Genomic DNA, 23,279 nt, shown 5'->3' with positions numbered 1-23,279 from the left:
TCAAAATATAGAATAAATAGCTGTTGTAGGGGGGATATAATGGCAATATTCAATAATTATAAATTTAATGAAATTATTGACATAGACTTTTTGCAAAATATACAAGATAAGTTTGCTAATATAGTTGGGCTATCTACCATTACCGTAGATGAAAGTGGTAACCCTGTGGCTAACTCAAGTAAATTTTCTAAATTTTGCACTTTAATCAGAAGTAGTGATGAGGGAAAAAGAAGATGCACATTATGTGATGCTAAGGGTGGGTTCGATGCCATGCGTCAAGGTAAACCTATAATTTATTTTTGCCACGCAGGATTAACTGATTTAGCTGCACCTATTATTGTAGATAACAACTACATAGGATGTATGTTATGCGGTCAAGTTATTGTTGAAGAGTTTGATAATAAAAAAAAGATGAATTTAAATAAATTATCAAAAGAGCTAAATCTCCCAAAAGCTAAATTAGAAGATGCGCTTAAAGAAGTTAATGTGTGGAAACATAAAGATATTACAGAATCTGCAGATTTTCTGTTTCTATTCTCTAACTTCATTGCCAAAATTGGAATATCTAATATTATCAATAATAAGCTTTTAAAAGAAACTCAAGAAAAAGCAAGATTAGAAAAACTACTTAAGAATACCAAGATAAAAGCACTTCAATCTCAAATTAATCCTCACTTTTTATTCAATACTTTAAATACAGTTGGTAGAATGGCACTTATTGAAAATGCCCCTAAAACGGAATCTCTTATTTATGCCCTTTCCGATTTACTTAGATATAGCATAAAAAACTCTCAACATTTAGTTACTATTGATACTGAAATTAAAAATATAGAAAAATACCTTTATATACAGCATCAGCGATTTGGAGATAGAATTTCATATGAAATTAATATTGACGAAAGAATATGTAATTGTAAAATACCTGTTATGACTTTACAGCCTTTAGTTGAAAACTCCATAATACATGGTTTAGAATCTAAAAAAGAAGGAGGAAAAGTTATAATTAATGGAGAAATTTTTTATGATAAATATATTTTATTAGAAATAATAGATAACGGCTTAGGAATGGATGAAGTTAAACTTAAAATGATAAATTTCTACAATAATGAAAACACCTCTCTTGAGCTAGGTATACAAAATGTCAAAGATAGACTATTACATTATTTTGCACATGAATGCAGCTTTTTTGTGGAAAGTACTCTAGGTTCCGGTACTAAAGTTACAATGAAAATACCTCATTATTTTTCTGGAGAAATGTCATGTATAAATTATTAATTGCTGAAGATGAAGTTTTAGAGCGTAAGGCTCTAAATTTTATCATAAGAAATAATTTTTCTAATGTAAAAATTATAGGAGAGGCAAAGGATGGCGAGGAAGCCCTTAGTATTGCTAAAAGTGCTGAGCCTCATATTATTATAATGGATATTAAAATGCCTGTGATGAATGGTCTCCAATGCCAACAAATCATATATGATCTACTACCAGATACTAAGACTATAATATTAACAGCTTATGATAATTTTAAATTTGCGCAATTTGCTATAAAAGCAAATGTTTTTGACTATTTACTAAAGCCTGCTAAACCCCAAGATTTAATCCAGTCTATAAATAATGCAATTTCTCAAATAAATAGGAATAAAATAGCCTTTAAAAATGAATTACTAGATATAGAATGTGATATTATAGAGAAGGCTATTCAATTTATTAATGATAATTATAGTAAAGAAATAACTTTAGAAGATATATCTTCCCATGTTCACTTGAATCCTCAATATTTTAGTAGATTTTTCAAATCTAAAGCAAATATTAATTTTGTTGATTATTTATCTAAGGTAAGAATAGAAAAATCTAAAGCTCAACTAATTGATTCTGATAAAAACATTGGTTATATAGCATTGAATGTGGGGTTTACAGATTCCGCATATTTTAGTAAGGTTTTTAAGAAAATTACTGGAGTTTCTCCCTATAAATTTAGAAAAGATAATAAATTGTAATATATGTATATATTTGAGAAGTAAAGAAAAGAGGTTTATCATGAAAGTATTTTATTATTATTTATTAATTATTAATCTATACGGATTTATAATAATGTACATAGATAAAAAAAAATCTATAAAGGGTAAGTGGAGAATATCTGAAAAGAATTTATTTTTAACTGCTCTAGCTTTTGGCAGTATAGGTATTTTTCTAGGTATGCAATTATTTCGTCATAAGACAAAACATAAAAGTTTCACCCTTGGAATTCCTTGTATATTTATACTTCAAATGGTATCCATGGTATATGCAAAAAATATATTATTTTAAAGTAAAAATACAATTAGCCATATTTTGGCTAATTGTATTTTTTAAATTTCCATTTTATTTACTCTCACACCTTCTATATCCATCAAGTCTTTTTCTAATATTTCTATATCTTTATCCTCTCCACAGAGCTGCAATAATACTATTCCCTTATGAGAACAAGTATCCGTTGAAGTTTCATGTAATCCTAATCTAGTTTTAATGATACAGCCATGTCTTGTAAGTATGTCTTGAACTTTTACTGCATGAAGATTTCTTGGTTCAATAGAAACTCCCATTATTATTGTTTTATCCATATAATCACTCCTCAATTATAATTATAACTAACCATATTATGGTTAGTTAGTTAATTATATATTCACTTTATAATTTTAATGTGTTAAAATCTACTTTAAGAATTATATGTTTTAAAATGAGGAGGATTAATTATGAAAGCTATTGTAACAGTTATCGGGAAAGATATTGTTGGTATCATTGCAGGAGTTAGTAATGAACTAAGCAAAAAAAATGTAAATATATTGGATATTAGTCAAACAATAATTCAAGAATATTTTACTATGATTATGCTTATCGACATTGAAAAATCTAACATAAGCTTTAAAGAACTAAAAGATTCCTTAAAAACTAAAGGAGAAGAATTAGGAGTATCTATTAGAATTCAACACGAAGATGTATTTAATTCCATGCACAGAATATAAAGGGGGACTTTTCATGCTAAACTCATATGATATATTTGAAACTATTAGAATGATAGAAAAAGAAAAATTAGATATAAGAACAATTACCATGGGAATTTCTCTGCTTGACTGCATAGACTCAAGCGGTGAAAAATCCAGAAAAAAAATATATGATAAAATATGCAAAAACGCTGAACACTTAGTAAAAGTTGGTGAAGAAATTGAGGAAGAATACGGTATTCCAATTATTCATAAAAGAATTTCTGTAACCCCTATTTCATTGATAGCGGGAGCATCTGATGATATTGATTATGTGGAATATGCTAAAATTTTAGATAAGGCTGCCTCTACAGTGGGAGTTAATTTCATAGGAGGATTTTCAGCCCTAGTACAAAAGGGATATAATAAGGGAGATAAAATACTTATAGAATCTATACCTGAAGCGCTATCTTCTACAAACCTAGTATGTTCTTCCGTAAACATAGGTTGCACAAAATCAGGAATCAACATGGATGCTGTCCGTCAAATGGGTGGAATAATTAAAAAAACCGCTGAACTTACAAAGGATAACTTTGGCATTGGAAGTGCAAAATTAGTAGTTTTCGCTAATGCTGTAGAGGATAATCCTTTTATGGCAGGAGCATTCCATGGAGTTGGAGAAGGAGATTGTGTAATCAATGTGGGTGTTAGTGGTCCTGGAGTTGTTAAATCTGCTCTTGAAAATATACAAGGTGAACCTTTTGACATTGTGGCAGAAACCATAAAGAAAACTTCTTTTAAAATAACTAGAATGGGACAATTAGTTGCTCGTGAAGCATCAAGACGACTTGGAGTACCTTTTGGAATTGTAGATTTATCTTTGGCTCCTACCCCTTCTGTTGGAGATAGTGTAGCACATATTCTAGAAGAGATGGGCATTGAAAGTTGTGGAGCTCCTGGTACTACAGCTGCCCTAGCATTATTAAATGATGCTGTGAAAAAAGGTGGAGTTATGGCTTGTAACCATGTAGGAGGGTTAAGTGGCGCTTTCATACCTGTAAGTGAAGATATTGGAATGATAAATGCCGTTAATAATAAATCCCTTTCACTAGAAAAACTAGAAGCTATGACTTGTGTATGTTCTGTTGGTTTAGATATGATCGCCATACCTGGTGACACTCCAGCTGAGACTATTTCTGCAATAATAGCAGATGAAGCAGCTATCGGAGTAATTAATAATAAAACCACAGCAGTTAGAATAATACCTGTACCTGGTAAAACCATCGGAGAGGAAGTTGAATTTGGAGGATTGCTTGGAAGAGCACCTATAATGGAGGTTAGCAAATTCTCTAGTAAATCCTTTATCCATAGAGGTGGAAGAATACCTGCACCTATACATAGCTTTAAAAACTAAGACTTTAAGACTATTGGTAGATTTTTCATTGCCAATAGTCTTTTTATTTTTCAAAAGCTGTTGCCAAGCTTATATTTATACATTATAATGGGTTCTGTTGCATAAATATTAATAAATTTTAAGAGGAGAAATGTGCGGAATGGAAAAAAATTTAAATTATTCATTAAAGAATTTACTCCAATTTTTAATACCATCTATTATTGGCGTTTTTCTTTTTATGACTCCAATATCATATAAGGGAGAAGTAACTATTCCCATTGCTATATTTTCAAAATTAGTTCAAACTGGACTGGAGTCAATTTTACCTGGACTTATGACTATTATAATTATTATTACTTCTTTAGGAACAATTTGGACTAAAGTATTAAAGCCAAAAGCTGTAATTGAAAATAAATTTTTTAATACATTGTTCAACGTGAGCAATTTCTGGTTTTTTGTTAGAATATTAGGTGCTATATTCGTTACATGCACTTACTTTAAGATAGGTCCTGAATGGATTTGGTCAGAAAATACTGGTGGATTGTTGCTATTTAGCTTACTACCTATTTTATTTTCTGTGTTCCTATTTGCTGGAATGCTTTTACCTTTACTATTAGACTATGGTTTATTAGAGTTTTTCGGTGTTTTGTTAACTAAAGTAATGCGTCCTGTATTTACATTACCTGGTCGTGCTTCTATAGATTGCATAGCCTCTTGGTTGGGAGATGGAACTATTGGGGTATTGCTTACAAGTAAACAATATGAAGATGGTTATTACACAAAGAGAGAAGCTGCTGTTATTGGAACAACTTTCTCTGCTGTTTCTATAACTTTTAGTTTAGTAGTAATATCTCAAATTGGACTTTCTCATATGTTTGTTCCTTTTTATTTGACCGTTACTTTTGCTGGTATTGTGGTTGCTATAATAGCACCGCGTATACCTCCGCTTTCAAGAAAATCAGATACTTATATAAATAATAGTACAAAAGATGACAGAGAAACTATTCCTGAAAATTTTACCACCCTTCAATGGGGATTAAATAAGGCAATAGATAAGGCAAGTAATGGCCTAGGATTAGGTGAGTTTTTTATAGCAGGTTCTAAAAATATCCTTGATATGCTTTTAGGAGTAACTCCTATAGTTATGGCAATGGGTACAACTGCGTTAATTCTTGCTGAGTATACACCAATTTTCCAATGGTTAGGAACTCCTTTTATACCATTATTAAAATTACTTGGAGTGCCAGAAGCAGCACAGGCCTCTCAAACTTTAGTAGTTGGCTTTGCAGATATGTTTCTACCATCAGTTATTGGGGCTACAATTAAAAGTGAGATGACTCGCTTTATAATTGCCTGTGTATCCGTTACCCAATTAATTTATATGTCTGAAGTTGGAGGATTGCTTTTAGGTTCAAAAATACCTGTATCTATAAAAGATTTAATTATAATATTTTTACAAAGGACCTTAATAACCCTACCTATTATTTCACTTATCGCTCATATGCTGTTTTAAATAAAAAAGAGGCTTGTATTTACAAGTCTCTTTTATTAAATCCTAATTCTTTTTAGGAGCTAAAATCATAATCATATTATTGCCTTCTAATTTTGCTGGCTTTTCAACCGTTCCTATATCACCTATTTTCTCAACAAATGTCTTGAAGACCTCATTCCCTACGCTAGTATAATTGTTTTGTCTTCCTCTGAATCTAATAGAAACCTTAACCTTATTATCCGCAGCTAAAAATTTCTTTGCATTGTTAGCCTTTACATCAATATCATGCTCTTCTATTGTAGCACTCAATTTTACTTCTTTAATCTTAATAACCTTTTGATTTTTTTTACTTTCTTTTTGCTTTTTAGCTTGCTCATAAAGAAACTTATTGTAATCCATTATCCTACATACAGGTGGATTAGCATTAGGGGAAATCATTACTAAATCTAAATCTTTTTCTCTGGCTAAATCCAAAGCTTCATTAGTACTAATAATACGGCTTTCTTCATCACCAACTAGTCTAATTTCCTTTTCTTTTATGCCCTCGTTTAAATTAAAATTATTAATAATACAGCACCTCCAAAATTAATTAAATTTATATATTAAGCATATATTTTATTTTATATGCTTTATTATTTAACATACTTTAATATCTATAAATATATTATCTATTAATATCAAAGCTGTCAATAAGGACCAATAGCTGTTATTTTATCCTACTATTATAACTATACCATATTAAATTAAAAATTACTTGATTATTTAAAATAAAATAGGTTTTATTTTAAATAATTAAATTTAATGTATAATATATTATAGTACATTAAATCGCCTTAGTCTAAGTTTTAATAGAAAATTATAATAAAGGGGGACTTTACATGATTTCTTACTCAACTTTTTTAGGTTTTATGCTGGCAACCTTTTTACTAAATATTACTCCTGGCCCAGACATGATATACGTTTCTACTAGAAGCATACAACAAGGGACAAAAACAGGTATTATTTCCTCTTTTGGAATAGCTACAGGACAAGTAGTTCATATAATAGCAGCAGCATTAGGAATGTCAGCAATATTAGCAAAATCTACATTAGCTTTTAATATATTAAAATATACTGGTGCTGCTTATCTAGTGTACTTAGGAGTTACTACTTTTATGAAAAATTCTAAGGAAAAAGAAGTTGATCATGTAATTTCATTAAAAAATGATAGCCTTTTTAAAATTTTCTTTCAAGGTGTACTAACTAGTGTTTTTAATCCAAAGGTAGCCATATTCTTTCTATCCTTTCTACCTCAGTTTATTAACGGGAATGCAGGGAATACTGTTGTACAAATATTAATCCTTGGAGTTTATTTTATTTTTTCATCAACAACAGTGAGCATTATAATTAGTATAATAACTGGTAAAACTGGTTCTTTACTTAAAGGAACTTCTAAATCAAAGCTTTGGTTAGAAAGAACTACAGGCACTGTATTTTTGCTTTTAGGATTAAAATTAGCTTTATCTACACAAAAATAATGTATTTATAAAAGAGTTAAAGGAGAATATTGCTTTATGAACATTCAAATTTTCAGTACCAAAAAATGTTTTGATACACAAAAGGCAGAAAGATATTTTAAAGAACGAAGAATTAAATACCAATTTATTGATTTAAATAAAAAAGTCTTAAGCAAAAGAGAGCTAGAAAGCGTTAAATCTGCTGTAGGTTTAATAAATTTATTTGATAAAAATTCCAAAGAATATGAAAAATTAAATTTACAGAATATAAGAAACAATAGTGTTAAAGAGGAACTGCTTTTAAATAATCCTAAACTCTATAAGACTCCCATAGTTCGCAATGGTAAACAAGCTACCGTAGGCTATGAACCTGATATATGGAAATCTTGGGAGTAGATATTACAAACTTAAAAAAGGATAAACCTAAAAAAGGGTATAATATATTAAAATAATTATACCCCTTCTTTACACAGTTTTTTTCTTCTTTCTGTTTAATTTAAATTTTTTCTTATCTTCATACATCTTCATATCTGCACAGTTTAAAAAATTATTTACACTGTTGAAGTTGTTCTTATAAAAAGTTTCTATACCATGACTTATGCTTAATGTATATCCATTTTCTTCATTGAATTTAATTATACTTTTCTTAATTCTTAACCATATTTTTTCTGCTTCCTCATATCTAGTATTTATGAAAATTAATAAAAACTCATCTCCTCCTAACCTTATAAATACATCTTTCTCGCGTATTTGATTTTTTATTATCGCAACTGCAGTTTTAATATAATTATCTCCTTGTGCATGACCAAATGTATCATTTATATGCTTAAGTTCATCTAAATCTAAAAAACATATACTTAAAGGGATTTCCATATATTTTGCAACTTTAAAATTATCTTTTAAAATCTGCATTCCTGCACTTCTATTATATATTGCTGTCAATTCATCTATTGTAGCTTTGCTAGCAAGTTTTTTCTCCTTAGATATTCGCTTTATTATATCACTGTCTATTTTTTCTGCCATCATATTAAAAGTATCTGTTAACTCTCCAAATTCATTATCTAGATCAAGGGTTATTCTTGCACTATAATTACCTGAAGCAATCTTTATAGCACCATCTCTAAGGATATATAAAGGATTTAAGAATGTTTTTGCCGTAAGCTTAGAATAAAAATATATACTTAATACAGATATAATAATATAAAATAAAGCTGCAATGCTAATTATATATAGCGTGTCTATATCAGAAATGCCGTTAATTAATTTATTATAACTATCCATAGGTAGAGCTTTCACTAAAAAGAAAGCTTTCCTATCATTATATTCAATCATATATTTATATTTATATTTATTATGCTCTATTTCATTGTCCTCTGATATAAGGCTAAAAAACTCATTCTTGTTATAATTTTTTCTATACTTTTCAACATTACCCTTTCTATATATTACATTTAAGTCATTATCTAATATTTCTATAAATCCACCAAGCTTTATAATATCAGAAGCATCTATCTTTCTATAATCATCCTCCATTATTTGAAGGGTTTTATTCAAATTATTAACCGTCCTATCACTATCATTTTTGATAAAAAATAGAATCATAGCAAAACAAATAATGAAAGTAATTGTGGTGAGACAGTATAATACCAAATAATTTTTAAGAAGTAATTTGGAAATTTTTCCTTTTCTTTTCATTAATATACCTCAATACACCCCTTTTAAATTTAATTCAAAATTTTTTTAAAGTAAAATATCTCATGTAAAATATTTATCGTAATTTGTCTAATTAACTTGATATCATAAATTATTCCAAAAATTATATTAATATGATTTATAACCATATTAATGATATAATGGTATGATGCATCATTTCTATGTTATTACATAGATTGATTATATATAATTATACGTTAATAAATAAATTTATCGGGGAGGGTTCTATAAAATTGAGAAAAAATATTAAAAGACTAGCTTTGATTATGGCAATACTAATCACATCCTTATCACTAATTGCTTGTTCTGCCCAGCCTAGTGATACCATGAATTCTTTTTTAGAAAACTTTAAAAAGCAAGATTTTAAAACTGCTATGACCTTCGTTAAAACGGATGTGCCTTCTGAAGATCTAGAGCTTGAAAATGAAGAACAGAAAAAAATAATGGAAGCAGTATTAACAAAACTAGAGTATGAAATATTATCAACTGAAGTTAAGGGAGATAAAGCCACAGCTAAAGTTAAAATTACTTCCTGTAATTTACCAAAAATATTAACAAATACTCTTGCTGAATTATTGCCTACTTTATTTGCATCAGCCTTTTCACAAGAAAATATTGATGATGCAAAAGCAGAAGCAATGATGATGGAGCATTTCCTTAAAGCCATAAATGATCCTAATGCTCCTACAACTGTGTCAGAAATGGATGTTGAATTAGTAAAAGAAAATAACAAATGGGTAATACTTGTTTCTGAGCCTTTATTCAATGCACTGACAGGAAACTTCAATAAGATGTCCGAAGTATTGAACTTTTAAAGATTTTTAGAGATTTTTATTAGTACTAAATCTCATTTATAAACTATTAATTAAATTAAAGATATAGCAATGTTCATTAAAACATACTATATCTTTATTATTTATTCTATAGAGACTCCCTTCTCTCCTTCCAGTCAGGCATTAATCCTTCTAAAAGATTATAAAAGTTTTTACTATGATCAAAGTGGACAAAATGTACTAGCTCATGTAAAACTACATAATCAATAACTTCTCTTGGGTATTTTATAAGTTCCATGTTTAATGTAATGGAGTTTTTATTTTTAATACAACTTCCCCATCTAGTTTTCATTTTTCTAATCTTAAAAGTAGGAGCTTTTATGTTATATTCCTTTAATAAAGGCAACATTCGTTTAATTGATTGATGAAATTCTAGTCTTGCCTTTTCTCTAATCCATTTATCTATTTTATCCTCTCCTATACTTATATCCTCCAGCTTATAAATTTCTCCTAATATTTGTATCTTTCCTTTTTCTACTCTTCTCTTATCTTCTATTTCTCTAAATTTCTCAATACTTTTAATTATCCATTCTTCTTTGCTAGAAACAAATTTATTTATATATTCTACTGGAACTTTTGGATTTGCCGAGACTACCACAGAACCATCTCTTTTTACTCTTAAATTTATATTTTTTACTTTTTTTCTATTTAAAGTGTATTCTATCATTACTATATCTCCTGTATTCAATATTAATAAAAGTTATACATATATTTTACAACATAACTTTTATATTTGTTTAATATTTTATATATAGATTGAAATAAATATAAAATATTATATAATATATTATACAAACAGTATTTTATAGTAATTTTATATAAAAATTTATACATACAATAAAATATATAATAATTTTTATTTGGAGTTGATTAAAATGGGTACAATGAACAAAGATTTAGCAAAGTTTATTCCTGTAGCAAATCTTATTGCTAGAACCTTCGGACAAAATTGCGAAGTTGTCATACATGACTTATCAACCCCTCAAAGTTCTGTTGTTTATACGATAAACAATAACGTAACAGGGCGCCAAATAGGTCAAGGTTTTGATCACTTAGTAAAAAAAGTTTTGCTATCAAAAAAATTTATGGATGACTGTGCAGTAAATTATATGACTACCACTGCAGATGGTAAAAAGGTAAAGTCCTCTACTGCCTTGATAAGGGATATGAAAGGAAAAGTTATCGGTGCCCTCTGCGTTAATTATGGACTAGATGTATTCATAAATTTCAAGGAAACGATTGCAGATTTTTTATATGTAGAAGAAGAAGTTATAACAGAAGAAGTAGAACCCTTTCCAAATGTAGCTCAAATAGTGGAAGATCTCATTGATAAAATCATAGAAACAGATAGCATTGATGATATGAAACGTAAAGATAAAATAGAGCTTATAAAGTTTATGGATAAGAAAGGAATTTTTCTAATGAAGGGAGCCATAGACAGAGTCGCGGAAAAGCTAGGTATTTCTAGAGTAACTGTATATAGTTACCTAGATATCATAAAAAAAGAGGAGGAGCAATAATGAAAATTATTAGTACACAAAACGCCTTAAAACCAGGTGGCCATTACTCTCAGGCTATTGCCCACGACAATTTATTGTTTATTTCAGGTCAGCTATCTATAGACCCTAACACTGGTGAGAAAAAGTTCGGCTCAATAGAAGAAGAAACACTGCAAACTTTAAAAAACATGGAGTTAATACTAAATGAAGCTGGCACTTGCAAAGAAAAGGTGTTAAAAGTAACACTTTATATACCTGATATTCAATTATGGGATAGGGTTAATAAAGTATATAAAGAATTCTTTGGAGATCATAAGCCAGCTCGTAGTGTTGTACCTACAAAAGATCTTCATTATGGTTTTAAAATAGAAATTGAAGCTATTGCAGCTATGAATTAATTATTATGGGGGATGATATTATGTCAACAAATTATATTTGTAGCAAATGTGAAAAAAAGCACACTCCTGAAAGCTTAGTTTTCAAATGTGATTGCGGGGGAATGCTAGATTTAGAAGAGTTTTCTATAGACTTTTCTGAAAAAAGCATAAATAAGGAAGAATGGAGCTTATTTAGATACATAAAAGCTCTACCATTTTCTAGTGAATTTACTCTTTGGAAAGATATATCTATGGGAGAAGGTATGACACCTATAGTTCCATTGGATAAAGAAAATCCAAATCTTCTAGTTAAACTTGATTATCTAATGCCTACCATGTCCTTTAAAGATAGAGGTGCTGCTGTCTTGATAGCAAAGGCTAAGGAGCTTGGCGTAAAGAAAGTAATACAGGATAGTAGTGGGAATGCTGGCACATCAGTGGCCGCCTATGCTAATCGCGCAGGTATTGACTGCGATATTTATGTTCCTGAAAATACCTCTCCAAAAAAGATAAAACAAATAGCTTCTCATGGAGCCAAAGTTCATGTAGTCCCTGGTAATAGAGAAGATACTGGGAGAGCGGCTTTATCTGCTGTTGAAAGAGGAGAAGGTTTTTATGCAAGTCATGTGTACAATCCTTTCTTTTATCAAGGCACTAAAACCTATGCCTATGAAATATATGAACAGTTAAAGGGAGAGATTCCAGAAGCATTGATAATTCCTGTAGGAAACGGCACTTTAGTTTTGGGAGCGTATTATGGCTTTAAAGATCTATTAAAACTTGGACTTATAGAAAAGCTTCCAAAGATAATTGCAGTTCAATCTCAATACTGTGCACCAATATATGAAGCTTTCGTGGAAAATAAGAATTATACAATAGAAGTAAAAAATACTGGAACATTGGCAGAAGGTATTGCCATAGCTGATCCTAAAAGAGGAGGTCAAATACTTGAAGCAATAAGGGATACTAGTGGAGAAATAATTTTAGCTCCTGAGGATGATATATTAAAAACAAGAGACGACTTAGCTCTAAAAGGTTTTTACATTGAACCTACTACCGCTTCTACCTTTGCAGGTTATTTCAAATATGTAAGGGAGACAGGATTTAATCCTAGCGGAAAAGTTATTATTCCCCTTTGCGGTTCTGGCCTTAAATCAGAACTCTAACCATTTAAAAATAAATATCCCATGCTATGTATTCTAATAAAAAATAGCCCCTCTATTTCCATAAGAGGGACTATTTTTTCTATTTTTGTGAGGTTATCTTATATTGGATATATTTTCCCCTATAACCTATATTACGAATATATTTTCAAATCGTACTAACAATTAAGAAAGATCTATTTTACTTATCTAATCCTAAGTATTCATCATAAGACATTCTCTTGTCTATTATCTTTCCTTCTGGAGTTATCTCAATTATTCTATTTGCAACGGTTTGAACAAACTGATGGTCATGGGAAGTAAATAATATTGTACCATCAAAATTTATAAGACCATTATTTACCGCAGTTATTGACTCTAGATCAAGATGGTTTGTAGGTTCATCTAATATAAGCACATTAGCACCACTTAACATCATTCTAGATAACATACATCTAACCTTTTCTCCCCCTGATAACACCTTAGCACTCTTTAGGGCTTCCTCCCCTGAGAAAAGCATTCTTCCCAAGAATCCTCTTATGAAAGTTTCACTTTTTTCTTCTGAGAATTGACGAAGCCAATCAACTAAATTTAAATCCACACCTTCAAAATATTCATTATTATCTTTAGGGAAATATGATTGAGTTGTGGTTATTCCCCATTTGTACTCTCCACTGTCCCCTTCAATTTCTCCAGTAATGATTTGAAATAATGCAGTTTTAGCTATTTCATTAGTTCCAACGAAGGCTATTTTATCACCTTTATTCACCATGAAGCTTACATTATCCAATACCTTTACTCCATCTATAGTTTTGCTTAATCCCTCTACGTTTAAAAGGTCATTTCCTGCTTCTCTTTCTGACTTAAAGCCAACAAAAGGATATCTTCTTGATGAAGGTCTTATATCTTCTAAGTCTATTTTATCAAGCATTTTCTTACGTGAAGTGGCCTGCTTTGATTTAGATGCATTAGCACTAAATCTTGCAATAAACTCTTGAAGTTGTTTAACTTTTTCTTCCTTTTTCTTATTTTGATCCTTTGCCATTTGAAGAGCTAGTTGGCTTGATTCATACCAAAAATCGTAGTTACCAACATAAAGCTGGATCTTTCCAAAATCTAAATCAGCAATGTGGGTACAAACTTTATTTAAAAAGTGTCTATCATGGGATACCACTATTACTGTATTCTCAAAGTCCATAAGAAAATTTTCAAGCCATTGTATTGATTTTAAATCTAGATGGTTTGTAGGTTCGTCTAATAGTAAGGTATCAGGCTTACCAAACAATGCTTGAGCTAAAAGTACTCTTACTTTTTGACTTCCATCTAGTTCTTTCATAAGTTTATAGTGGCTTTCAACTTCTATTCCAAGTCCCATAAGGAGAGTTGCAGCTTCAGCCTCAGCTTCCCATCCATCTAGTTCTGCAAACTCACCTTCTAATTCTGCAGCTCTTATTCCGTCTTCATCAGTAAAGTTTTCCTTTGCATAAATAGCATCTTTTTCCTTCATTATAGAATAAAGTCTTTCATGCCCCATTATTACAGTTTCTAAAACTCCATGCTCATCGAATTCAAAATGATCTTGCTTTAAAACTGCAAGTCTTTCACCTGAACCCATTGAAACCTCACCTTTATTTCCTTCAACTTCACCGGATAATATCTTTAAAAATGTAGATTTTCCAGCTCCATTGGCTCCAATTAGGCCATAACAATTTCCGTTTGTAAATTTAACGTTGACATCCTCAAATAATACACGTCCGCCATATCTTAGGCTTACATCACTTACTGCTATCATTCTTTATATACTCCTCCATAATCTTATATGTTAATTTCTATAATTATCGACACATACTGCGATATTATACCATAATCCCGTTATATAATCCATATGAAAGAATAAAAACCTTGCAATGATACAAGCATTACAAGGTTTAACTAATATTTATATTTGCATTTTCAATTTATTTTTTCATAATTGGAAAGTATACTTCTGTAACATATTCACTAGAATTACATTTTGTTTCTGGGCCTTTAACATATTTATCAAAGGGAGCTCCTATTATTCTATAATCATTTTGCTTAATCCAGTCCATAAGAGCAGCATATGCTTCTCCAATTTCTTCATAAGGACCTATAAATGTAGTATATACATGTAATCCCCCTTTAAAAGTTTTTGTGGACAGCTCTTCACTTTTAAATTCCCTATCTACAGAAACGCAAACTTCTAAATCTGTCATGTCATGATCAAAGTCTTCATCATAGTACATAGTCATAACATTTCCTGTTGGATTAAGGCCATTTTTATAAACCTTCTCAAATAATTTATTTATTAAATCGCCAATTTCATTTACAGCGATTCTATCCCTTATACTCAATATATTAAATTCTTCTAATTGACAAATAGAAATATTAAAACTTCTTTTAATACTCATTATATCATCACCCTTCATAATCTTTCTTTCTATTTCTTTTAGTTCAAATAAAATGCTGCTATTTAACTTAATCTCAATTTTAATTTCCTCTATACGCTTTTTTATTAATTTATTTAGTTCTTCTTCATTCCTATCTTTCTCATTTTCAATAACTTTTTTTATTTCCTCCAATGAAAAACCAAATCTCTTTAATTTATTAATGGTCAAAATATCCTTTATTTGACTTTTCCCATAAAATCTATATTGATTTTCCGGGTTTACGTAGTTTGGTTTAATCAAACCTATTTTATCGTAGTGTCTTAACATTTTAGTTGTTACTTTCCCTATTTTAGAGAATTCACCAATTGTGTACATTATATCCTCCTATATATTTCCTCTTCGAAGTGGTTAATTATATTTTAAACTTTACTATAGTGACAAGGTCAATAGTAATATAAAAAATTTTTAATATATTGTATATTAAAAATTCCTCCTATATTTTAAATATAAGAGGAACCCTTTATTTTAAATGATAAATTTATTTAGTTTATTACCCTATTCCATTGTATATAATACCGAAAATCAATACTAATATAGATGCAATAGGCAATACAAATTTAGCTAAAGGTTGAAACCATTTTCCTAGAGGTTTTTCTGCTCCAAGATTTATATCCTTTAAAGCGTTGTCCATTCCATATACCCAAAAGAATGTAATTGCCGCTACTAATGCACCTATTGGTGCTAAGTATATAGTTACAAAGTCAGACCACATTCCAAACCTATCCATACTCAAATCTAGCTGTATACCTATTATAAAAGCAATTAAAGTTATAATAATTGAGCTCTTTAATCTATTTGCTTTAAATATACTCATAAAGGCTTCTGAAGTGGCCTCTAACATATTGATTATAGATGATACGGATGCAAAAATAACACTCAAGAAAAATAATATACCAAAATAATATCCAAAGGGCATTGATTTAAAAATATAAGGCATAGTTATAAAAAGTAATGAGGGTCCTGCCTCAGGATTTAATCCAAAAGCAAAAGCCGCTGGTATTACTATAAAAGCCGCAAGTAAAGCTGATAAAGTATCAAATATAGCTACTTGCATACTTGCCTTCGGTATGTTTACGTCTTCCTTCAAATAACTTCCGTATACTACCATACCTGCTCCATTTAACGATACTGAAAAGAATGCTTGTCCAAGAGCCATTACCCAAGTAATTGGTTTTAATAAATATTCCCATCTTGGTATTAAAAGATATTTAACTCCTTCTATAGCATTTGGTAGTGTACTTACTCTAATAACAAGAACAGTAAAAATAATAAATAGGGCTGGCATCATGATTTTATTCATTCTCTCAATACCTTTTATTACTCCAAAAGCAACAATAGCTAATGTGAAAGCCATAGCTATAAAATGCCAAGGAATGCTACTTTTAGTTCCTGCAAAATTCGCAAAAAAACTTCCCATATCTTCTGTAAAAAATTCACCTTTTAGTGAAGCATAAAAATATTTAAACACCCATCCAACAACAACTCCATAAAAAACCAAAGTTCCCGCTACTGCCATAATAGGTATAAAGCTCAACAGCTTACCACCCTTTTTTCCTCTTTCATTAAAAACTTCTTTAATCCCTTGTAGAGAACCACTTTTTCTAGATCTACCAAAGGCAAACTCTCCTACAAGCCCTGTTGATCCTAAAAGAAACACACATATAAAGTAAGGTATTAAAAAGGCTGCTCCTCCATACTGCCCAAGCTTCCATGGAAACATCCATATGTTTCCTAATCCCACTGCTGATCCTAAACAGGACAGCACAAATCCTAGTTTACTTGTAAAACTTTCTCTTTCTACCATACTACTATTCCTCCTAAAATTATCGTGATGTCATGTGCCACCGGAAAATATTTAAGATTTCTACACCAAGTCAGTGGCAAATAATACTTAAAATATAAAAAGGGCCTTCTCAAATCCTATTAAGGACGAGAAAACCCGTGGTACCACCTTACTTTACACATAATTGTGCCTTAAATCGCTATATCGGGCGACTACCGTAATGCTCTCACATTAAGACTCAAGAATGTAATTTGCTAGCCTTTGCAACACATGGTTTCCACCAACCACCATGCTCTCTAAATAACACACAAAACCTGCTACTTTCTTCCTTCATAGTCCAATTATTTTATATATTTATGGATTATATCACATATATATAAAATTGTCACTATAAAATAAAAATTGAGATGAAATTTTTAAGTTTTATAAAATTTCAATATTACAACAACTCCAAAATGCTATGCAATGTTTCTGTAGCCTTCGCTGCAATAAGAACTTCTAAAATTTATTTTATAAAAATCCCTAATGCTGACAAACTCCCTTCGGTCAAACATGTACAGCATCTTAACGGTATTGTTCTAAAATAAATTAAGAATCTCTAGATTTTGCTCAAATGCATAGGGCACATTACATAGCATTTTTGAAGTTTCATATAATCAATATTCCAAAACATATTTGTAAAACATAAAAGAGCTAAGTATGTAGTGAAATAGCGACTTTTTCTGGAGCGGCTTCACTACGTATTTAGCTCTCTATTTCGTACAACAAATTATCTCTGTAGAAACTTACAATTGTGAAAATAACTTGTCATAACTTAACTCTAAAAATATATCTGTAAAAACTTACAGATATGAAAGTATTTTTTTATCTGTCAAACCCATAAATATTTCTTATTTTTTATATTTTATAATTATATTTTTATAAATATTTACTTAAGCCTTTTAAGAAAAAGCGGCAATTTTTCTAATCTATCTATTAACAAAATTATTAAGCTTAATATTTCCTGCAGTAAATAATACTAAAGACATCAAAATTATTATCATAGAATTAGGAAATATAACTCCATTCATTATGCTGTCAAAAGCCCAATATTGAGGAGTAAATTTAGATAAATTATTTATTATCCAAGAGGTTTTATCAGAGTGTAAGCCTAAGCCTACCAGGCTGAAAAAGGTGCTGGTGATGCCCACAAGAGTTATTGTAATGGATGCTACACCTTCATTTTCAAATATTCTCGTTGATAAAACTCCTAGACTTAATGAATATAAGCTTACTAATAATATATTTATCAACACAATGTGTAAATTTTCAAATGAATATCCTATTATAAATTTTTCTGCAAGTACCACCGTTGTATAAATACCTATTTGCAGTAAAAACATAGCTAAATATAAACTTCCGATAATCTCCCATCCCTTATTTGCAGTACTTATTGCTCTAGATAATATTTTTTCTTTTTTAAGCAATATTATTTCTTGGCCTATAGAGCTTGCTGAAAGTATAATAAAATTTATAATCAAGAGTACTGTATAAAATAATTCGTCATCTATTTTATCTTCTTTCTCCATTACTGTAGTAATAGTGCTTTTACTTAATTCTTGCCCCTCTTCTATAACCCCTTCTTTAAGGAAAATTCTATTTTTAATTATTTTGTTTATCTCTTCATTCAATCTTCCTTCTATAACAAAAGTGCCATTGCCTTCTTCTCTTTTATATGCTTCAATAATAGGCTTTTTACCTTCCTTTATTTTCTCTGTAAAATCTTCGGGAATTACGTATACTGCAACAATATCATTGTTTTTTAGAGATTCTAATGCTTTATCTTCATCATTATAGTAAACAGATTTAGTTATATTTAATTCTTCCATTAATATATTTGCATAATTACCTTTATCCTTTATATTAAAGGCTACGTCTACTCCACTTCCATCTGACCCTTTAGCAAAAATAAAATAGGTTCCAGTAATAACTACTAAGGGCATTATGAGCATGACACTTAACATTTTCATATCTTTAACCATTCTTTTTAAATGAATTAATGCTAAAGTTATTATCTTCATTATTCCTCACCCCACTTTAATTTCACTTTTAATAAGCTAACAATATATAGAACAGCAGCACTTGCAGCAAACATAAATATATAAGGATATAAGTCATTTAATGAATTATTTAATAAGTAGTTATTATAGGATTTAATTATCAATCTATTAGGCATAAACTTACCAATAAAGCTCATAAAAGAATTGTTCATCTTATCTATTGGCAAGAATACTCCTCCAAAAAAGCAACTTACAATCACAAGACCATTTAATAGATGAGTAGCAGTTTTTTTACTTTTTATAAATGCAATAACAAGCCCTGCTACAACCGCTTCTAATATACTAGTTAAAGTTAATAAAACCATCAATAAGCCCAATGATCCTTTAAAAGATATATTAAAAACTCTATAAGTCATCACATATATAAAATTCATAATCATAGCAAACATAAAAAAAGTAACTAAATTATAGTTGAAATATTGTACTTTACTCAATGAAGTGGACATTATTCTATTAAAAACACCATTTTCTCTTTCAGTATAATATCCTGCCACCAAAGATATAATAGTGTAAATTATAATAAAACTCATTATAGATACTGAGTAATATTCAAAAGAAGTTAGATTATTTTCCGTCTTTATTATATTGTTTTCTATTACATTTTCTTCGTATAATTCACTAATCTTAGAATTTATATCCTTTAACTTCTCTTCTCCTAACTTATTTTTTATAACCACTCCCTGTTGAATATCTTGGTTATATTTATCTATAAGTATGGTTACTATTTTAAATGAAGATAATTTCTTTTTATCTTTTTGATCAATTTTTATTTCATTTTCTTTTAAATTTAATAAGCTTTCTTCATATCCTAAGGGAATCTTTACATTCATATCACTCTTATCTTCTTCTTCAACTTTAATTATTTTTTTTAATTCCTCTCCTTGTAAAAAATCTATTAACCCCTTTGATGCATTAGAATTGTCTTCATCTACAATACTAATTGTAACTTTGGACATTTCATTTGATATATTAAATACATCCTTTTGGAAATATCCATAGAGACAACTTAGAAAAATTGGAAATACTGCAAAAACAAATAACATCATAGGTAATTCTTTTATAATACCTTTTAGGGTTATCTTAATATACGCCTTTAACTTCATTCATATATCCTCCCTAATCCCTAAGCTTTTTACCAGTTAGTGATAAGAACACTTCTTCTAATGTTGGTTCTTCAAAATTTATTCCCTTTATTTCTACATTAGATTTTTGAAGAAGATTTAATAAATAATTTAATGTAAAATCTTTTTTATCTACAAAAATATTTATTAAGCCATTTTCTTCTCCACATTGTTTTACTCCTGGCAGTTCTTTAAGTTTTAACAATAATTCTCCCTTATACCCTCCTAAATTTAGTTTAATTTTGTCCTTCTCACCAATTAATGCTTTTATCTCTTGAATGCTTCCAGAAGCTATTTCTCTTCCTAAATCCATTATAAAAAGTTTATTGCAAAGATGCTCTACTTCCTCCATGTAGTGAGATATATAAATTATGGTTGTATCATTTTCCCTATTTATTTTTCTTGTAAATTCAAAAATATTATTTCTAGATTGAGGATCTATACCTACTGTAGGTTCATCTAAAATCAATATTTTAGGTCTATGCATAATTGCCGCTGCAATATTTAACCTTCTTTTCATTCCTCCTGAAAACTTTTTAACTTTTTCCTTCCTTTTATCCTTTAATCCTATTACCTCTAAAGCCTCTTCTATCCTTTCTTTTAAGAGCTTTCCATTTAATCCATATAGGGCTCCAAAAAATTCTAGGTTGTCATATGCAGTAACCGTCTCCATCAATGCTAACTCTTGAGGTACTAATCCTATTTGCCCCTTTACTTTTAGAGGTTCCTCCTTTATTGAATGTCCTCCAACAAAAATTTCTCCAGAATTTGCTTTAAGCAAACCTATCATAATATTTATTAAAGTGGTTTTTCCTGCACCATTAGGGCCGATAAATCCATAAACCTCTCCTTTTTCTATATTAAAAGAAATGCTATCTAATATTAATTTATCATCAAACCTTTTTACTACATTTTTTACTTCTATAAGACTCATAAAAAAACCCCCTTAAATTTTCTATCTAATTATATAGTAGAATATTTAAGGGGATTTACATATTGTCCTAAGTAACAATGTTTAGTGACTTTTGTCACTTTGATATTCCATTTTTAAATGCAAATATTGCTATTTGAGTTCTGTCTCTTAAATTAAGTTTTGATAGTATTATGCTTATTTTATTTTTCACAGTTCCCTCTGAAAGATATAACTTTTCTCCTATTTCTTTATTAGAAAAGCCTTTAGCCACTTCTTTAATAATTAAAATTTCACTATCAGTAAGATCATACTCTTCAACTATTTCTTTGCTATTTATTTCTTTTAAGCATGTGTCAGAAATCATTTTAGAAGCTACTTCTGGATGAACTACCACATTGCCTTTTATTGCAGCTTTAATTCCCTCATAAATCAATTCATAGGAACTATCCTTCAAAAGATAGCCTGATGCCCCAAACCTTAAGGCTTCATGGATATATTCTGTATCGTTAAAAGTAGTTAATATTAACACTATAGTTTTAGGGAATTCTTCTTTAATCATTCTAGTCCCCAGTACTCCATCGCATTCAGGCATTCTAATATCCATAAGTACTAACTCTACATCTTTTTCTTTACAAGTCTTTAATGCATGATATCCGTTGCTGCACAGTTCCAGTATTTCTATATCATCATAAGAAGAAAGGATTATCTTTAATCCTTCTCTAATTAATTTTTCATCATCTACAATTATAATCTTAATTTTATTCATATATGCCCTCTCCCTAAATATAACTTAAAATAAAACCACCCTTAGAAGGAAACCTTCTCCGCTCTTACTGTTATAGGATACCTCTCCTCCAATTTCATGAACTCTTTCCCAAATACTTTTAAGACCCATACCTTTTTCTATGTTATCCGCTCCAAGACCATTATCCTGCATAGTCAATATAATATTTTCTGTAGTAAAATTTATAAATATGTTCACTCTACTTGCTTTTCCATGTTTTAAAGAATTTGATAAAAATTCTTGAATTACTCTATAAATTACAAAGGACTGCTCTGAATTTAAAGTCCACTTTTCTTTTGCGTAATTTAATCTTACTTCTACTCCAGTAAACTTTTGAAAATTTTTAATTAATTCTTCGATGGGTAACATACCTTGATTTTCTTTAAATTCTCTAGGTTTTAATGCTCTAACAGCCCCTCTAACTTCTTGAAGACTTCCTTTTGCAAATCCCCCTAGATTACTGGCCATTTCCGAGGCTATTCTCCCATCTTTCAAAGCTACTTTCTCTATAGCTCCTAGCTGTATTATCATAGTGGATAGAGCGTGTCCAACACTATCATGTATCTCCCTTGAAATTCTATTTCTTTCTCTTAATAGGGTTAATTCTTCAATAGAGCTAGCATACTCTTCTAAGTCTGAATTTGCTTTTATTAGCTTCTCCTCAGAAATTCTTAATTTATCGTAGAGCTCTTGAGCCTTAATCTTTTTATTGTTTTCTTCTTTAATATAAAATACCAATAAATATATTATAATTATTGCAGATAAACTAGATAATAACTCACTTATATTTAAAGCTACATGAGAATAACTAGAGTACACAGTTAGTAAAGAAATTATAGTTAATCCTATATAGGATAAATTATTTTTTAGCATAAAAGCACTGTCTAATGTAGGGATTAAAAAATAAAATATGAGTGCCCCTCCATAGCTCTTATATGCCATAAAAGCTAATAAACATTCTGCTATTATAGAGAAAAAAATCAACAATGTATTTTTATTTAAAATGAAAAACCTTATTTGATTATTTACTATAAGCAAAAGAATCACCATTACAGTGTTTATAGTTACGTTATTCTCCCTGTAGGTGACTATACTAAATAATAATAAAGTTATGATTATATATCTAATAATGATTAATAATTTTTTACTATCCATTCATCTTTTCCTCAATTATTGAAATATCTATATTAACGATTATATCATAAAAAA

General features: G+C 29.5%; 24 protein-coding genes and 1 other annotated feature. Of the genes, 12 read left to right on the top strand and 12 right to left on the bottom strand.

The features are described from left to right. Positions 1-39: 39 nt before the first annotated feature. The 3 genes from KQI86_RS10410 to KQI86_RS10400 are packed head-to-tail and all read left to right on the top strand — an operon-like array spanning position 40 to position 2,304. Positions 40-1,275: a sensor histidine kinase gene (locus KQI86_RS10410; protein ID WP_216439205.1), complete on the top strand. Its 1,236-nt coding sequence runs from the start codon at positions 40-42 to the stop codon at positions 1,273-1,275. After that, positions 1,260-1,994: a response regulator transcription factor gene (locus KQI86_RS10405; RefSeq protein ID WP_216439204.1), complete on the top strand. Its 735-nt coding sequence runs from the start codon at positions 1,260-1,262 to the stop codon at positions 1,992-1,994. Before KQI86_RS10410 ends, KQI86_RS10405 begins: the two co-directional genes overlap by 16 nt. Before the next feature lie 40 nt (positions 1,995-2,034). Then, complete coding sequence (locus KQI86_RS10400) at positions 2,035-2,304, top strand: DUF1294 domain-containing protein (protein ID WP_216439203.1); 270 nt, start codon at positions 2,035-2,037, stop codon at positions 2,302-2,304. A gap of 41 nt (positions 2,305-2,345) precedes the next feature. On the opposite strand, the gene KQI86_RS10395 is transcribed toward KQI86_RS10400, so the two are convergent. Then, positions 2,346-2,597, bottom strand: a complete 252-nt coding sequence (locus KQI86_RS10395; RefSeq protein WP_216439202.1) for a CPF_0552 family protein — start codon at positions 2,595-2,597, stop codon at positions 2,346-2,348. 132 nt (positions 2,598-2,729) lie between these two features. Between KQI86_RS10395 and KQI86_RS10390 the strand changes: the two genes are divergently transcribed. From KQI86_RS10390 to KQI86_RS10380, 3 genes are all read left to right on the top strand, one after another. Then, on the top strand, positions 2,730-2,999 hold the full coding sequence (locus KQI86_RS10390) for an ACT domain-containing protein (RefSeq protein ID WP_216439201.1): 270 nt from the start codon (positions 2,730-2,732) through the stop codon (positions 2,997-2,999). A gap of 13 nt (positions 3,000-3,012) precedes the next feature. After that, positions 3,013-4,371 (top strand): PFL family protein, encoded by a 1,359-nt coding sequence (locus KQI86_RS10385; RefSeq protein ID WP_216439200.1) that lies wholly within the window; start codon positions 3,013-3,015, stop codon positions 4,369-4,371. A 139-nt stretch (positions 4,372-4,510) separates the two neighbouring features. After that, entirely contained in the window at positions 4,511-5,863 is a 1,353-nt protein-coding gene (locus KQI86_RS10380; protein WP_216439199.1) for a YjiH family protein, read from the top strand. A gap of 42 nt (positions 5,864-5,905) precedes the next feature. Here KQI86_RS10380 and infC read toward each other — a convergent pair whose 3' ends face one another. Beyond that, positions 5,906-6,412, bottom strand: coding sequence for a translation initiation factor IF-3 (gene infC / locus KQI86_RS10375; RefSeq protein WP_216439552.1), 507 nt, complete (start codon positions 6,410-6,412; stop codon positions 5,906-5,908). 308 nt (positions 6,413-6,720) lie between these two features. Here infC and KQI86_RS10370 point away from each other — a divergent pair, with 308 nt between their 5' ends. Together KQI86_RS10370 and KQI86_RS10365 are read left to right on the top strand one after the other, a co-directional pair. Beyond that, complete coding sequence (locus tag KQI86_RS10370) at positions 6,721-7,359, top strand: LysE family translocator (protein ID WP_216439198.1); 639 nt, start codon at positions 6,721-6,723, stop codon at positions 7,357-7,359. A gap of 36 nt (positions 7,360-7,395) precedes the next feature. Beyond that, positions 7,396-7,734, top strand: coding sequence for an arsenate reductase family protein (locus KQI86_RS10365; RefSeq protein ID WP_216439197.1), 339 nt, complete (start codon positions 7,396-7,398; stop codon positions 7,732-7,734). Between the two features lie 69 nt (positions 7,735-7,803). On the opposite strand, the gene KQI86_RS10360 is transcribed toward KQI86_RS10365, so the two are convergent. Next, positions 7,804-9,033 (bottom strand): diguanylate cyclase, encoded by a 1,230-nt coding sequence (locus KQI86_RS10360; protein WP_216439196.1) that lies wholly within the window; start codon positions 9,031-9,033, stop codon positions 7,804-7,806. A 251-nt stretch (positions 9,034-9,284) separates the two neighbouring features. Between KQI86_RS10360 and KQI86_RS10355 the strand changes: the two genes are divergently transcribed. After that, a complete protein-coding gene (locus KQI86_RS10355; RefSeq protein ID WP_216439195.1) occupies positions 9,285-9,866 on the top strand; it encodes a DUF4878 domain-containing protein in 582 nt (193 codons plus the stop codon). A 106-nt stretch (positions 9,867-9,972) separates the two neighbouring features. Here KQI86_RS10355 and KQI86_RS10350 read toward each other — a convergent pair whose 3' ends face one another. Then, a complete protein-coding gene (locus tag KQI86_RS10350) occupies positions 9,973-10,551 on the bottom strand; it encodes a M48 family metallopeptidase (protein ID WP_216439194.1) in 579 nt (192 codons plus the stop codon). Between the two features lie 208 nt (positions 10,552-10,759). On the opposite strand from KQI86_RS10350, the gene KQI86_RS10345 reads away from it, so the two are divergent. The 3 genes from KQI86_RS10345 to KQI86_RS10335 are packed head-to-tail and all read left to right on the top strand — an operon-like array spanning position 10,760 to position 12,926. Continuing rightward, a complete protein-coding gene (locus KQI86_RS10345) occupies positions 10,760-11,404 on the top strand; it encodes a helix-turn-helix transcriptional regulator (protein WP_216439193.1) in 645 nt (214 codons plus the stop codon). Then, complete coding sequence (locus KQI86_RS10340) at positions 11,404-11,781, top strand: RidA family protein (protein WP_216439192.1); 378 nt, start codon at positions 11,404-11,406, stop codon at positions 11,779-11,781. Before KQI86_RS10345 ends, KQI86_RS10340 begins: the two co-directional genes overlap by 1 nt. A gap of 20 nt (positions 11,782-11,801) precedes the next feature. Next, positions 11,802-12,926, top strand: a complete 1,125-nt coding sequence (locus tag KQI86_RS10335; RefSeq protein ID WP_216439191.1) for a threonine synthase — start codon at positions 11,802-11,804, stop codon at positions 12,924-12,926. A 178-nt stretch (positions 12,927-13,104) separates the two neighbouring features. Here the strand turns inward: KQI86_RS10335 and KQI86_RS10330 are convergent, their stop codons facing one another. From KQI86_RS10330 to KQI86_RS10295, 8 genes are all read right to left on the bottom strand, one after another. Continuing rightward, complete coding sequence (locus KQI86_RS10330) at positions 13,105-14,694, bottom strand: ABC-F family ATP-binding cassette domain-containing protein (RefSeq protein WP_216439190.1); 1,590 nt, start codon at positions 14,692-14,694, stop codon at positions 13,105-13,107. Between the two features lie 166 nt (positions 14,695-14,860). After that, entirely contained in the window at positions 14,861-15,685 is an 825-nt protein-coding gene (locus KQI86_RS10325) for a MerR family transcriptional regulator (RefSeq protein ID WP_216439189.1), read from the bottom strand. Between the two features lie 175 nt (positions 15,686-15,860). Beyond that, a complete protein-coding gene (locus KQI86_RS10320) occupies positions 15,861-17,174 on the bottom strand; it encodes a sodium-dependent transporter (protein ID WP_216439188.1) in 1,314 nt (437 codons plus the stop codon). Between the two features lie 118 nt (positions 17,175-17,292). Then, positions 17,293-17,496, bottom strand: a binding site (T-box leader). Positions 17,497-18,121: 625 nt separating this feature from the next. Further along, positions 18,122-19,213 (bottom strand): ABC transporter permease, encoded by a 1,092-nt coding sequence (locus tag KQI86_RS10315; RefSeq protein WP_216439187.1) that lies wholly within the window; start codon positions 19,211-19,213, stop codon positions 18,122-18,124. Then, positions 19,213-20,355 (bottom strand): ABC transporter permease, encoded by a 1,143-nt coding sequence (locus KQI86_RS10310; protein WP_216439186.1) that lies wholly within the window; start codon positions 20,353-20,355, stop codon positions 19,213-19,215. The genes KQI86_RS10315 and KQI86_RS10310 overlap by 1 nt, the downstream gene beginning before the upstream one ends. Positions 20,356-20,368: 13 nt before the next feature. After that, positions 20,369-21,307, bottom strand: a complete 939-nt coding sequence (locus KQI86_RS10305; RefSeq protein ID WP_216439185.1) for an ABC transporter ATP-binding protein — start codon at positions 21,305-21,307, stop codon at positions 20,369-20,371. Positions 21,308-21,401: 94 nt separating this feature from the next. Next, a complete protein-coding gene (locus KQI86_RS10300; RefSeq protein WP_216439184.1) occupies positions 21,402-22,052 on the bottom strand; it encodes a response regulator transcription factor in 651 nt (216 codons plus the stop codon). Between the two features lie 24 nt (positions 22,053-22,076). Further along, on the bottom strand, positions 22,077-23,225 hold the full coding sequence (locus tag KQI86_RS10295) for a sensor histidine kinase (RefSeq protein ID WP_216439183.1): 1,149 nt from the start codon (positions 23,223-23,225) through the stop codon (positions 22,077-22,079). Positions 23,226-23,279 lie beyond the last annotated feature (54 nt).

This window comes from Clostridium mobile, assembly GCF_018918285.1.
GTDB classification, from domain to species: domain Bacteria; phylum Bacillota; class Clostridia; order Clostridiales; family Clostridiaceae; genus Clostridium_AW; species Clostridium_AW mobile.
This window is presented reverse-complemented; position numbering and strand designations above follow the sequence as displayed.